The sequence below is a fragment of the Celeribacter indicus genome (assembly GCF_000819565.1).
Taxonomy (GTDB): domain Bacteria; phylum Pseudomonadota; class Alphaproteobacteria; order Rhodobacterales; family Rhodobacteraceae; genus Celeribacter; species Celeribacter indicus.
In genome coordinates this window covers 4,266,735-4,280,512 of record NZ_CP004393.1, presented here as the reverse complement: position 1 = coordinate 4,280,512, position 13,778 = coordinate 4,266,735, and the positions used below count along the sequence as shown (strand labels likewise).

Below are 13,778 nucleotides of genomic sequence, written 5' to 3'. Positions count from 1 at the left end.
ATGGACTCGAAGCGCCACCAAACCGGGCTGCGGCCCCTCCGTCCGCATTCCGACCGGCAGGCACGCGCATTCCCTTTCCTCTCGCATCCGGAACAGACCGCCATGGGTTTCCTGCATTCCATGACCTGCCACACGGAAGGCATCGAGAGCACCGCGCCGGTGCGCTGGCGGTCCTTCGACGGCATGTGTGGCGTCTATTGGGAGGCGCGCGGAGAGATCGGCGCGCGGGGATATTACACCTCTCCCGATCCGCGGATCATGCTGTTCTTCAACGATGTCTCCGGCCATATCAGGATGTCTGAGCGATCCGGCGGAATGCCGGAAGCGGCCCGTCCGATGCTGCGCGCGCTCTACGTTCCGGCCGGCATGCCGATGTAGACCCGCTTCTTCGCCGGGCACCGCTTCTCCCATCTCGACCTTCATCTCAGGAAGGACTGGCTGCTCGACCGGCTCTCGCCGCGGCTCGGCACCTCCGCGGCGCTGACCGCGCTGGGCACGCCGGTGGCCTTGCAGGAGGTGGAGGCGCTGTCCGCCCTGGGCGAGACGTTCAAGCGCGAGATCGTCGCGCCGAGCAAGCATGCCCTCTTTGCCGAAAGCCTCGCGGTGGGGCTGGCGACGGGCCTGCTCGAACTGCCGGCGCCGGGGGAGGAAGAGGCGGAGGATGCCCGCTCGGGCGGGCTGACGCCGGCCCAGATGCGCCGTCTCCGCACCCTGGTCCAGACCGACAGTTGCGGGCGGCTCACCAATGCCGTTCTGGCAGAGGCGGTCGGGCTGTCGCCGAGCTGGTTCTCGCACGCGTTCAAGAAGACGACGGGCAAGACCCCGCTGCAATGGCAGCAGGAACGCCGGGTCGCGATGGTGAAGGAGGCGCTTCTCGCCGGGGACATCGTCATCGCCGATGTGGCCGCGCGCTTCGGCTTTGCCGACCAGGCGCATCTGACGCGGGTGTTCCGCCGCTACGAGGGCACGACGCCCGCGGCCTGGCTGCGCGAGCAGCGGACGCGGTAGGACGGCCCCACCCGCCGCGATGGCGGCGGATGGGATGCTTCGTCTCACCAGCTCTGGCGCAGGGTCAGGCTGATCTCCCGGCCGGGATTGTAGTAATCCGCGGTGCCGGAGCCGACGACGTGCTGTTCGTCGAACAGGTTGCTCACATGCAGTTCGAGATTGGTGTTGTCGAACAGCTCGTAACCGATCGACCCGTCGAAGATGACCGCATCGGAGCTCTCGCGGGTGTTGGCCGCATCGAACTCGTAGGACCCGATGTAGCGCGCCCCGAGGCCGAAGGTCATGTCGCCGCGTGCCCCGTCGCCCGGCAGGGCATAGGTGGCCCAGAGAGAGGCCATGTGGTTCGGCGCCGTCGTGAACTCCTTGCCTTTGATATTGGTTCCGTCCCGCAGCGGGTCGGCCCGCAGCACCTCGGTGTCGAGATAGGAATAGGTCCCGATGAGGCTCAGCCGGTCGCTCAACTCGGCTTTCGCCTCGAAGTCGAAGCCGCGCGCGCGCGTCTCGCCGATGGTTTCCCGCTCGATCGCGCCGGTATCCTGCACGACGGCGATGGTCACGTCCTTTTTCGTCAGGTCGTAGACGGAGGCGGAGAACAGCGCGTTCATGCCGACGGGCGCGTATTTCACCCCGACTTCCCATTGCTCGCCCCGCTCCGGCTCGACCCCGATGCTCGGCGGTGCGACGGATTCCACGTAGCTCACATAGGTCGAGACCTCGTCGGTGACCTTGTAGGTCAGCGCGCCACGGACCGAGGTTTCGGAGAAATCGTCGGAGTCGTCATAGGGCACCTGCGCGCCGGTACTGGTATCGAGATCCCAGCCGGAACTGTCGATTTCCATCCAGTCGTGCCGGAGGCCGATCGTCGCGATGAATCGGTCGTCGAAGGACAGGTTCTGCTGGAGGAAGGCCGACTGCGTCGTGTAATCGCTCTTCCGGGCCATATAGGGGATCAGCGCAGCGGGCGGACCGCCGTAGACCGGATCGGCGACGTCGATCGGCGAGGTCGCACCCGAATAGGAGATGCTTTCCGTCGAGGCATCGCGGAATTCGATCCCCGCAAGCGTACTGCTGTCGATCCGGCCGAAGCTGCGGTCGTATTGCAGGATCGCGTTGCCGATCAGTTCCTCGGCGCTGCTGTCCGAGCCGAAGTACCAGCGCGGCACGGTTGTTCCGACCCGACCGGCGTTGTCGGAAAGGTAATCGTAACCGAAGTCATCCGTCAGGTCGCTGTAGCGCAGGTTGCCCTGGAAGCTCAGCCCGTTGCCGAAGTCATGCGACAGGAGCGCCGTGATGCTCTTGCGCTCCACGTCGTGATAGTTGAAATCCGGCTCGCCGAAGAATTCGTCGCGATCGTATTCGCGGTCCAGCGGATAGCCGCCGCTGTTGGGGGTGCCGTCGCGGTCGAGGTAATCCACGATCACGCTGAGCGAGGTGTAATCCGTCGGCTCCCATGTCAGCCCGCCCATCAGGAAGGTTTCGTCATTCCGGGAATGATCATATTCGAGTTCGCTGTCCTGGACCTTCCCGGTCAGGCGAAAGGCCAGCGTGCCCTCCGCGTTCAGCGTGTCGCCCATGTCGACACCCGCCTCGATATGGTCGAAGGATCCATAGGTCAGGTAGGTTTCGGCGAAGCGCTCGAACCGCGGCTGCTTGGTCACGAAGTTCACCGACCCGCCCGGATCGGCCGCGCCGAAGAGGGTGGAGTTCGCCCCGCGCAGCACCTCGACGCGCTCATAGGCATAGGGCTCCTCGCGCACGCCCCGCATCGAGCCGAGCGTCAGCCCGTCGCGGTAGGTGGTCGCCTGGAAGCCGCGGATCAGGAAATAGTCGTTGCGGTCGTCGGTGCCGTAATAATCGGTGTGGATGCCCGCCGAATATTGCAGGACTTCCTCCAGCGTGTCGGCATTGCGCGTCTCGACCTCCTTCTGGGTGACCACGGAGACGGAGGCCGGTGTGTCGAGAATGCTCGTGGCCACCTTGCCGCCGACCCAGAGTTCCTGGGCAACCACGGAATTGGCGTCGTCATCCGCCTCTCCCTGCGCATTCACGATGATGGGCGCGAGGCGGAAAGGCTCGTCCTCGCCGGCGTCTGATGTGTCCTGAGCTGCGGCGGGGAGGGCGGCGAGCAGCCCAAGAACCGCACAGCCGGATCTGAGGGCGGCGATCCGCCGGGAACGGCGCGCAGGGAGTGTCTCATTGGTTTTCACTTCGGATAGCTCCTTCCGAGGTTGGGGGCTCATGGCTCTCCGCAACACCCGCTGAAGCGTGCCCGGATGGCTCTTCGGAGATCGTTCGGCGCAGCTGGCCGCTCTCCTCTGAACGGAGGCGCCGCAAAAGACAGGACCTCTGGTCCGCCGTCCGCGGTCGTCACATGTTCGTCATGGACGCGTGACCTATCAGCGGGAAAGGGGGCCGTCTTGAAGAAGCCTATTGTTTTTGTCGGAATATGGGGAAAACGTCCGGGGCGCCCGGCGGATTCCCTCGGCGCGGGCTTGACCTCGCTCCGGTAATCCCGATAGGCGAGTAAAATAATCAACAATGAGGAGAGGCGCATGTCTCCGCAGTTCGCGAAAGCCCGATCTCTCTGCGCGGGTCTGCTGGCCGGTCTCTCCCTGCTGGCGGCGGCTGCGCATGCTCAGGACTATCCCATTGAAATCGAGCATGCTTTCGGCAAGACCGTAATCGAGGAAAAGCCCGAGCGTGTCGCGACCGTCGCCTGGGCGAACCACGAGGTTCCGATCGCCCTCGGTGTGGTGCCGGTGGGATTCGCCGCCGCCAATTTCGGTGACGACGACGGCGACGGTGTGCTGCCCTGGGTGGAGGCGGGGCTCGAAGAGCTCGGTGCCGAGACGCCCGTGCTGTTCGACGAGGGCGACGGGATCGACTTCGAAGCGGTCGCGGCGACGGCGCCGGACGTCATCCTTGCGGCCTATTCCGGCCTGAGCGCCTCCGATTACGAGACGCTGAGCCGGATCGCGCCGGTCGTGGCCTATCCGGAGGCGGCCTGGTCGACGGACTGGCGCGACATGATCCGCCTCAACAGCGCCGGCATCGGGATGGTCGCGGAAGGCGAGGCGCTCATCGCCCGGCTCGAGGAGGAGATCGCGCGGACCCGCGCCGCCCATCCCGAACTGGAGGGAAAGAGCGCGATGTTCGTGACGCACCTGTCCCCGACGGATCTAAGCCGCATTTCCTTCTACACTGACAACGACTCGCGCGTGCGGTTCTTCCACGATCTCGGCCTCGCCTCTCCCCAGGTGGTGAAGGAGGCGTCGGAGGCCGGCCGGTTCTCCGGCGAGATCAGCGCGGAGCGGATCGACGCGCTGGCCGATGTCGACATCCTCGTCACCTACGGCGGGCGCCCGCTGCTCGACAGCCTGTCGGCGAACCTGCTCACCTCGCGCCTGCCGGCCGTCGGCCGCGACGCGCTCGTGATGCTGCGCAACGATCCGCTCGGCACCGCCGCCAATCCCACGCCGATGTCGCTGCCCTGGGTGCTCGACGATTACGCCGGGCTCCTGTCGGACGCGGCGCGACACGCGGAATGAGCGTCGCCGGCGCCTTGCAGCGCGGCCGGCCCGGACAGGCGGGGCTGCGCAGGCGCTGTGCCTGGGCGGGCGCGATGCTCGGCCTCCTGGCGCTCGCCGCGATGCTTTCCGTCACCTTCGGCGCGCGGGAGGTCGGCTGGTCCGACATTTCCGCCGCCCTCCGGGGTGAGGTCACGACCATTGCCGAGGCGGCGGTCGCGACCCGCATTCCGCGCACGCTGCTGGCGACCCTTGCCGGCGCGGCTCTCGGCCTCGCAGGCGCGGCGATGCAGGGGCTGACGCGCAACCCGCTCGCCGATCCGGGCATCCTCGGCGTCAATGCCGGTGCGGCGCTGGCCATCGTCATCGGGCTTGCCTGGTTCGGGATCGACAGCGCAACACTCTATATCTGGACGGCGGTCGCCGGGGCGGCCCTGGCCGCCGCGGGCGTCTATGCGATCGCGAGCGTCGGACGCGGTGGCGCGACACCCCTCAAGCTCGCACTCGCGGGGGCGGCCTTCACCGCGGCGCTCTCCTCCTTCACCACGGCGGTGGTCCTGCCGCGCGGCGATATTGCGGGGCTCGTGCAGTCCTGGCTCGTCGGCGGCGTCGGCGGCGCGACCTATGGCCAGATCACGCCGGTTCTGCCGTTCCTCGCCGCGGGGATGCTCATCGTGCTGTTGTCCGCGCGTAAGCTCAATCTGCTCGCGCTGGGCGACGACACCGCCGCAGGGCTGGGCGAAAACATTGTGCTTGCCCGCGCGATGTCGGCAGGGGGCGCGATCCTGCTCTGCGGTGCGACGACGGCCATCTGCGGCCCGATCAGCTTCGTCGGTCTCGTGGTGCCCCATGCCTGCCGCCTGCTCGTGGGGGTGGATTACCGCTGGATCCTGCCGCTGTCCGGGATCTCGGGGGCGGTGCTGCTGCTGCTGGCCGACGTGCTCGGCCGGCTCGCCGCGCGGCCCGGCGAACTGGATGTCGGCATCGTCACCGCCCTTGTCGGTGCGCCCGTCTTCATCTGGATCGTGCGGCGCGGAAAGGTCGGTGCGCTGTGACGGAGATCGCCTTTTCCTCCTCCCCCTCCTCCTCTGCCGGTCTGCGGCAGTTGCGCAAGGCCAGCCGCCGCCGCCGGGGACGTGTCCTCGGCCTCTTCGCCGCGCTCATCCTCGCGGGGATAGGCCTCACGCTCATGCTCGGCCAGTCCTTCACGCCGCCGGGCCTCCTGTTGCGGGTGCTGGCCGGCGAGACCGTGCCGGGCACGAGTTTCACCGTGCTCGACCTGCGCCTTCCGCGCGCCGTCGTCTCGGTGCTCGCGGGGCTCTGCTTCGGCATGGGCGGCGTCGCCTTCCAGATCATGCTGCGCAACCCCCTCGCGAGCCCTGACATCATCGGGATCAGTTCGGGCGCGAGCGCCGCGGCGGTCTTCGCCATCGTCGTCTTCTCGCTGAGCGGCGTCGCCGTCTCCGTCGTCGCGGTCTGCGCCGGGCTCGGGGTGGCATTGCTGATCTACGTCCTGTCCTGGCGGCAGGGCGTGACCGGCGCGCGTCTCATCCTTGTCGGCATCGGCCTTTCCGCGATGTTGCAGAGCGTCACCGCCTATCTCCTGACGCGCGCGCCGAGCTGGTCGCTCCAGGACGCGCTGCGCTGGATGACCGGAAGCGTGAATGGCGCGCGGCTCGTGGACGCGCTGCCGCTCCTGGCCGCGCTCGTCGTGTTCGGTGGCCTGCTGCTCGGCCGCGCCCGCGATCTCGAGGCGCTGCGCATGGGCGACGAGATGGCGGCCGGGCTGGGCGTGAGACTGTCGGCGACGCGGGTGAGCGTCATCGCCGCGGCGGTCGGCCTCGTCGCCTTCGCCACGGCGGTCGCCGGCCCGGTGGCCTTCGTCGCCTTCCTGTCGGGCCCGATCGCCGGACGGGTGACGGGGCGGGACGGCTCGCTCCTCCTGCCCGCCGCCCTCGTGGGCGCGATGCTCGTCCTGTTCGGAGACTACGCCGGCCAATTCCTGCTGCCGGCGCGCTATCCCGTCGGGATCGTCACCGGCGTGCTGGGCGCGCCCTATCTTCTGTTTCTCATCGTCCGCGACAACCGCTCGGGAGGTGCCCTGTGAGCCCCGCTTCGCTTCGCGTCAAGGATCTCGCGGCGGGCTACGGTGCGCGCGCCGTGCTCGACGGGATCGACCTCGGCCTCGTGCCGGGCCGGATCACCGCCGTCGTGGGCGCGAATGCCTGCGGGAAATCCACCCTCCTGCGCGCCATGTCCCGCCTTCTCGCGCCCGTGCGCGGAGAAGTGCTGCTCGACGGGCGCCCGGTCCACAAGATGCCGCCGCGGGAGCTTGCGCGCCGGCTCGGCCTGCTGCCGCAGACGCCGATCGCGCCCGAAGGGATCACCGTGCTCGATCTCGTGAGCCGTGGCCGGCACCCGCATCAGGGCATCTTCGCGCGCTGGCGGGCGGAGGACGAAGCGGCGGTGACGCGCGCGCTCGAGGCGACGGGGACGCTCGACCTTGCCGAACGCGAGGTCGGAGAGCTGTCGGGCGGCCAGCGCCAGCGGGTCTGGATCGCGATGGCGCTGGCGCAGGAGACGGGGGTGCTGCTGCTCGACGAGCCGACGACCTTCCTCGACATCAACCACCAGATCGAGGTGCTCGACCTGCTCACCGATCTCAACCGCACGCGCGGCACGACCGTGGTCATGGTGCTGCACGAGCTGAACCTCGCCGCGCGCTATGCCGACGTGCTTGTCGCGATGAAAGCGGGACGGATCCACGCCACCGGCCGGCCCGAAGACGTGCTCACCGAGGCCGTGCTGCGCGAGGTCTTCGGGCTCGACGGCCTCGTCATTCCCGATCCGGTGAGCGGCAAACCCATGATGATTCCACGCGGCCGCCATGGTGTGCAGGCGGTCCCGGAAAAGGAGATCACGCGATGATGGCCAAGGACGTGACGACGCACGAACTGCCCGCGATCCGGACGGTGCTCGATGTCCCCGCGGAACCCGTGTTCGCGGAGCTGCGCCACAAGGCGGAGGACTGGGACATGCCCCTGCGCGAGAGCGGCGACACGATCAGTGTCCAGATGGTCGGCGGACGCCTTACCGCGCGGTCCCGTCCCGAAGGGGTGCAACTTTCGGTCGAGGGCGATGACGACGCCAACCTCCAGATGCTGCGGGATTTCCTGACCGACCAACTCGCGCTTTACGGCCTGTCCCCGGTCTGGACCGGCGCGCGGCCGCGCGCCCTTCCGGCGAACCTGTCGCTGGCCCGGATCGTCTCCGTCGCACGGATCTCGCCGTCCTACCGCCGCGTGACGGTGAGCGGCGCCGATCTTGCGCGCTTCGGGCAGGGCGGGCTGCATTTCCGGCTCCTGTTCGGCCCCGAGGGCGCGGCCTGGCCCGCCACCGACGGGAACGGCGTCACCGTCTGGCCCGGCGGCGCGTCGGCCTGGCACCGGCCCGTTTACACCACACGGGCACACTGGACCGAAGGCGGAGAGACGCGGCTGAGCTTCGATATCTTCCTGCACGAGGGCGGGCGCGTCACCGACTGGTCCGCGGCGGCCCGGCCGGGACAGGAGATCGCGCTTGCAGGGCCCTCGGGCGATCAGGGGCGGAAGGAGGCGCCCTGGCAGGGCTTCGTCGCGGATGAAACCGCGCTTCCGGCCGTTGCGCGCATGCTCGCACGGCTCGCGCCCGACACGCGCGGACAGGCGGTGATCGTCGTGCCGGAGGCGGAGGACCGCCAGCCGCTGACCCATCCCGAGGGCGTGACCCTGACCTGGCTCGCGCGGGACAGGGGGGCCGACCCCGTCGCCGCGCTCGCGGCGATGGACATTCCCGAAGGCGCGCGCCATGTATTCTTCGCGGCGGAAAAGGCCGAGGCCCTGGCGGCGCGCGCGGCGCTGCTCGACCGCGGTCTCGCGAAATCGGAATTCACCGCCGCGACCTATTGGATCAAGGGGGAGAGCTGATCGTGCTGTCCGCATTCTTTGCATATTATCGACCGCATATGCGCCTTTTCTGGCTCGATTTCGGCTGTGCGGTTCTCTCGGGGCTGCTCGAACTCGCCTTCCCGCTCGCGATTTCCGGCTTCATCGACCACCTGCTGCCGCAGGGCGACTGGTCGCTCACCGTGCTGGCGGCGATCGGCCTGCTGGTGATCTACCTGTTCAACGCCGGGCTCATGGCCATCGTGATCTACTGGGGCCACAAGCTCGGGATCAATATCGAGACCGAGATGCGCGCACGCGCCTTCGCGCATCTGACGAAGCTGAGCTGGGGCTGGTTCGACCGCGCCGGCACGGGCAAGCTCATCGCCCGCGTGACCCGCGATCTCGAGGAGATCGGGGAGGTCGCCCATCACGGACCCGAAGACCTGTTCATCGCGATCATGACCTTCGCCGGCGCCTTCGGGCTGATGTATTGGCTGCATCCGCAGCTCGCGCTCCTGACGCTCGTGATCGTGCCCGCGATGGTCTGGCTGCTCGCGGTCTATGGCGGGCGGATGACGCGGGCGTGGCAGGGGATCTATGCCCGTGTCGGCGCCTTCAACATGCGGCTCGAGGAAAGCCTCGGCGGCATCCGCGTCGTGCAGGCCTTCACCAACGAGCGCCACGAACAGGGCCTCTTTGCCAGGGACAATGCGCGCTACCGCAAGACGAAGCTCGAGGCCTACAGGATCATGGCGGGGCTGACCACCTTCCACTATCTCGGCCTGCGCCTCGTGCAGCTGATCGTGATGGTCGTGGGCGCGGGTTTTGTCTTTCAGGGCAGCCTGACGACCGGCGCCTTCGTCGGGTTCCTGCTGCTCGTCAACGTGTTCTTCCGCCCGCTCGAAAAGATCGCCGCGGTGGTCGAGACCTATCCGCGCGGGATCGCGGGGTTCAAGCGCTATCTCGAGCTTCTGGCGACCGCGCCGGATATCGAGGATGCGCCGGACGCTCGCGCGGCGCCGGTCCTGCACGGGCGCATCGCCTTCGATCACGTCAGCTTTTCCTACGACGGCGCCCAGCCCGTGCTCCGCGACGTCTCGCTCACCGTCGAGCCGGGACAGACGGTCGCGCTCGTCGGGCATTCCGGGGCGGGCAAAAGCTCTCTCATGGCGCTCGTGCCGCGCTTCTATGAGGCGACGTCGGGCGAGCTGCGCATCGACGACATCCCGGTGCGGGAGATGACGCTCGCCTCCCTGCGCGCGCAGATCGGGCTCGTGTCGCAGGACGTCTTCCTCTTCGGCGGCACGCTGCGCGAGAACATCGCCTATGGCAAGCTCGACGCGAGCGAGGCGGAGATCCTCGAGGCGGTCGAACTGGCACAGCTCGGAGAGCTGCTGACGCGCCTGCCCGAGGGGCTCGACACGGTGGTGGGCGAGCGCGGCGTGCTGCTGTCGGGCGGACAGCGCCAGCGCGTGGCCATCGCCCGCGTGTTCCTCAAGAACCCGCCGATCCTCCTGCTCGACGAGGCCACCTCGGCACTCGACCGCAAGACCGAGCGCGAGGTGCAGGCCGCCTTCGACCGGCTGGCGGAGGGGCGCACGACCCTGGTGATCGCCCACCGGCTCGAGACCATCCGCCACGCCGACCGGATCGTGGTGATGGAGGATGGCCGGATCGTGGAAACCGGGATCCATGACGAACTCCTCGCCCGCAAGGCCGCCTATTACGGGCTGGCGGGCTGAGCCGCGGGAGCGGGGGACGTGACGCCCCGCTTCCCTCCTTTCAGGCCAGCGGGAAATCCGGCGCGGCGGCGATCTTCATGAGGGCCATCAGGCAATGCTGGACATTGTCGACGCGGATCTCGTTGTTATACATTTCCGTGCGGATCGCCCCCATGACCGCCGCCTTGCGGGTGATGTAGAAGGCGTCGATCTCGGGATCGCGGAACTGGAGCTGCGCGATGTTCCGCAGCCCCCGCGTCAGTGCCGCGGCATAGGCACCCGCGCGGGCCCGGTCGCCGAGGCTGTGGGCCAGCTGCCAGGCGTCGGCGAGCCCCTCCATATAGACGCCGGTCGCGGAACTGTGCGGCGGACCGTATTCGGGACGTTTCGGATCATGGAAGCGGCCGTGGAAATCCGGGGCCACAGATCCCTCCCATTGCTGCATCCCGAGCAGCCAATCGTTCCTCTCGAAGATGAAATCTGCGAGCTCGGGCTTCTGCGTGTCGTCGTGGAGCATCTTGCAGGCCTGCGTATGCCATGGAACGAAGGCCGGATTCGGAAAGCGGCGGTGCCAGTCCCGGTAATGGGAAAAGCTCTTGAGACAGCGCTCCAGAAGCTCCGGCCTGCGGGCGGTCCGGTAAAGCGTGGCCCAGTAGAGCAGCGCCTCCCCCGGATAGAAGTTCTGGTTGTCGTTCCTGTCGCGCGGCACGAGGAAGGTGCGGAACGCGCCGTCCGGCTGCCAGAGCCGGTCGATGCAGTCATTGAGCCCGGCGAAGGCGTCCTGATGCGCGTCCGGCGCGATGAGGCCGTAGTGCCGTCCTTCCGCGATCGCCAGCGCGGCGAGCGCGACGGCCCCGAGTTTCGCCTTCCCGTCGAGGATGATCGTGCCGATCCCCTCGACCTCCCGATAATAGAGGCCGAGGTTGTGGCGCAGGTTTCGCCTGAACGCCTCCGCCGCCTGCGGATGGTCCCCGCGCCGCGCGATCCGGCCGAGGGCGACCGTCGCCATGAACTGCCGGATCGTGTTGTCGGCGGAAGAACAGGTGCCGCGGCTGGGCCAGTATTTGTAGGTCATCCGCCCGTCGTCGGCGAGATTGCCCAGCATCCAGTCGGCCATGCCCCGGATGCAGTCCTCCAGCAGCGCACGGCCGGCCGCCTCGGGAGGGACGATTTGGTTGGCGCGGTAGATCTCCACCGCAGGCGCGGTTTGCCCGAGCCGGACGAGGATCTTGCGGGCGGAAAACGCCCGGAGCCGCGCCTCCCTTGCCAGTCGGGCCCCCTCGAGCCCGGTCTTCGCCACGAAAAGCTCGAGCTCGCGCCGGAAGCTGCGGTTCGTCGCGATGGTCAGGGTGGGCGGCACCCGGTGGAGGAATTTCCCTGCCCGGATCTCGATCCCCGTGCGCCCGCGCGCGCCGTTGGAAAAGACGCGGCCGAAGGCTTCGGGGGCGACGTCGCGGTAGTCCCGCGTCAGGCAGAGCTCGGCCGCCGTCGCCCGGTCCGCACCGGGCACCGCGCCAGCGGTGGCGATGGCTTCGCCAAGGGTCGCGTTCTCGTACCAGCCTCCCTGTATCAGCTTGCCGTTGCGGCGCCATGCCAGCCAGAGCGGCCCCTCGAGCTTTGTTCCGGCCGCCATGCCCGGCATGTTCCGCAGGATCGCCGCGGCTGGTCCGAAAGGGTCTTTCCCTGTCATCGCCTATTCATTCGTTTTAGAAATTCCTATACTTAAGTGTGAGTTTATATTTTGGATGGGGCGAGGACAATCCCGTGCGGGCCCTCTCCGATTGCAAGGAACGGATTTCAACCGATGCACGATATTGCCTTGTGGACCCCTTATGAAATTTCGCAGGCCACGGGCGGGCGCTGGCTCATCGCTCCGCCCGCCGACTGGGCGCCGCGGCGGGTGTCCTACGATGTGTCGGGGAACATGAAGGACCATATCTGCGTCCTGGTTCACCCGTCGTCCTGGGGACGGAGCCGTGCCGATGCCTCCGGCGCGATCCCAAGGCTGGCGCGTCAGGGGGCCGCCGCGATCCTCGTGCAGAAGGACCATCTCCTCTCGGTCAGGGCCTCCCTCGGCAGGCTGCCGGCGTCCCTGCCTGTCTGCCTGGTCGAGAACACATGGACGGCGCTGCGCGACATGGCCCATATCGCCCGCATGCGCCACGGAGGGAAGGTCTTTGCCGTCACCGGCACCGTGGGCAAGACGACCACGCGCGAGATGATCCGGCATATGGCCGCCGGGCAGGGCGGCGCAACCGCCTCGGCCGCGAACAACAACAACATCTCCGGCGTGCATCGCACGCTTGCCTCGGCGGGCCGCTCGGATGCGGCCTGTGTGGTGGAGATGGGCTTCGGCAAGCCGCTGGACGGAGTCGAGCGGTCCTCACGTATCGCCCAGCCTGACGTCGCGCTGCTGATGACGCTGGATGTCGCGCATTTCGACATGTTCTCCCCCGAGATGCTGGCGAAGGCCGACGGCCTCGAACTCCTGCTGCGCTGCAAGAGCGGCATCTTTTCCGGCCTCGCGCCGGGCGGTGCGGCGGTGATCAACGGCGATCTTCCGAACTTTCCGCTGGCCCGCGCGCTGGCCGCACGCCGGACGCAGCGGATCCACACCTTCGGGACGGAACTGCATCACGACGCCTGTCCTCTCGCGATCGAAAGCGACATCAGCGCGACACGCGCCCGTGTCCGGGTGCTCGGCCGCACATTCGACCTCCTCCTCAAGGTGCCGGGGCGGCACATGGTGATGAACGCTCTCGGAGCATTGCTGGCCTTGGGCGTCGCGGGGTTCGACCTGGACAAGGCAGTGTCGGATCTGGCGGAGTTCACGCCTGTGGGCGGTCGCGCGCGGGTTTTCGAGGCCGACGTCGGGGACGGCCGGCGCGTGACGGTCGTGGACGACAGTTTCAATGCCACGCTCGCCTCCGTCCGCTCCTGCCTCGATCTTCTGGCGCTGGCGCGGCCGCGTCCGGGGGGACGCAGGATCGCGGTGCTCGGCGAGATCGGCCATGTCGGCGCCCGCGAAGAGGCGGAACACCGCGCCCTGTCTGAGGCGGTCGTGCGAAGCGGGGCGGACACCGTCTTTTCCTGGGGGCCTCTCATGCGGGCGCTGCATGACGCCCTTCCCGCCTCCCTGAGGGGCGCACATGAGGATGTCTCGGTCGAGGATCTCTATGCGCATGTCTTCTCCGCGTTGCAGGACGGGGACGTGGTCGTCGTGAAAAGCGGGCGCGGGCAGAACGGTCTGGGAGACATCAGATTCCGCAAATTCGTCAGCCATCTCAGGGAGGGAAGGCCGGCCCTCGAGCTGTGAGTTGATTCGCGGAAGCACTTCCCTGACACAGTTTGAGAGGAATAATACTTTAGATTATATACTTTTCCGACGTGACGGCCTGTGGTTGAGAGGAAGCCAGTGTGCTTGATTTCTAATGGATTTTTTGGAAAGGTTTTAAAGTGCCACGGAAGTTCGTTTCGTGATTCGGTAAAATTAAAGTCATTGTGGCATACTAATTATATTTCAGATCATGCCATAGGTATGTATAGTGGCGCCAGATGAGAGGGTGCCACCCGTCCGGGCCGGATATTCAGATGGT

11 protein-coding genes are annotated in these 13,778 nt (G+C 67.5%); 9 read left to right on the top strand and 2 right to left on the bottom strand.

Features of this window, described 5'->3' with window-relative positions; translation table 11 throughout:
* Positions 1–102 precede the first annotated feature (102 nt).
* On the top strand, positions 103–378 hold the full coding sequence (locus tag P73_RS26575; RefSeq protein ID WP_245629207.1) for a hypothetical protein: 276 nt from the start codon (positions 103–105) through the stop codon (positions 376–378).
* A gap of 123 nt (positions 379–501) precedes the next feature.
* Complete coding sequence (locus tag P73_RS26570; protein WP_245629206.1) at positions 502–1,008, top strand: helix-turn-helix domain-containing protein; 507 nt, start codon at positions 502–504, stop codon at positions 1,006–1,008.
* Between the two features lie 44 nt (positions 1,009–1,052).
* Here P73_RS26570 and P73_RS20915 read toward each other — a convergent pair whose 3' ends face one another.
* Entirely contained in the window at positions 1,053–3,215 is a 2,163-nt protein-coding gene (locus P73_RS20915; protein WP_043871059.1) for a TonB-dependent siderophore receptor, read from the bottom strand.
* Positions 3,216–3,560: 345 nt separating this feature from the next.
* Between P73_RS20915 and P73_RS20910 the strand changes: the two genes are divergently transcribed.
* The 6 genes from P73_RS20910 to P73_RS20885 are packed head-to-tail and all read left to right on the top strand — an operon-like array spanning position 3,561 to position 10,203.
* The gene (locus P73_RS20910; protein ID WP_052453491.1) at positions 3,561–4,556 is read left to right on the top strand and encodes an iron-siderophore ABC transporter substrate-binding protein; all 996 of its coding nucleotides are present in this window, start codon (positions 3,561–3,563) and stop codon (positions 4,554–4,556) included.
* Positions 4,553–5,590: a FecCD family ABC transporter permease gene (locus P73_RS20905; protein ID WP_043871058.1), complete on the top strand. Its 1,038-nt coding sequence runs from the start codon at positions 4,553–4,555 to the stop codon at positions 5,588–5,590. Before P73_RS20910 ends, P73_RS20905 begins: the two co-directional genes overlap by 4 nt.
* Positions 5,591–5,595: 5 nt before the next feature.
* Positions 5,596–6,642, top strand: coding sequence for a FecCD family ABC transporter permease (locus tag P73_RS20900; RefSeq protein ID WP_139267091.1), 1,047 nt, complete (start codon positions 5,596–5,598; stop codon positions 6,640–6,642).
* Complete coding sequence (locus P73_RS20895) at positions 6,639–7,463, top strand: ABC transporter ATP-binding protein (RefSeq protein ID WP_043871057.1); 825 nt, start codon at positions 6,639–6,641, stop codon at positions 7,461–7,463. The genes P73_RS20900 and P73_RS20895 overlap by 4 nt, the downstream gene beginning before the upstream one ends.
* Positions 7,460–8,500 carry a siderophore-interacting protein gene (locus tag P73_RS20890; RefSeq protein ID WP_245629205.1) on the top strand — a complete coding sequence of 347 codons (1,041 nt, stop codon included), beginning with the start codon at positions 7,460–7,462 and terminating at the stop codon, positions 8,498–8,500. Before P73_RS20895 ends, P73_RS20890 begins: the two co-directional genes overlap by 4 nt.
* Positions 8,501–8,502: 2 nt before the next feature.
* Positions 8,503–10,203, top strand: coding sequence for an ABC transporter ATP-binding protein (locus tag P73_RS20885; RefSeq protein WP_043871056.1), 1,701 nt, complete (start codon positions 8,503–8,505; stop codon positions 10,201–10,203).
* 40 nt (positions 10,204–10,243) lie between these two features.
* Here P73_RS20885 and P73_RS20880 read toward each other — a convergent pair whose 3' ends face one another.
* Positions 10,244–11,872 carry a hypothetical protein gene (locus P73_RS20880; protein ID WP_043871055.1) on the bottom strand — a complete coding sequence of 543 codons (1,629 nt, stop codon included), beginning with the start codon at positions 11,870–11,872 and terminating at the stop codon, positions 10,244–10,246.
* Between the two features lie 114 nt (positions 11,873–11,986).
* Between P73_RS20880 and P73_RS20875 the strand changes: the two genes are divergently transcribed.
* Complete coding sequence (locus P73_RS20875; RefSeq protein ID WP_043871054.1) at positions 11,987–13,498, top strand: Mur ligase family protein; 1,512 nt, start codon at positions 11,987–11,989, stop codon at positions 13,496–13,498.
* Positions 13,499–13,778: the final 280 nt, after the last annotated feature.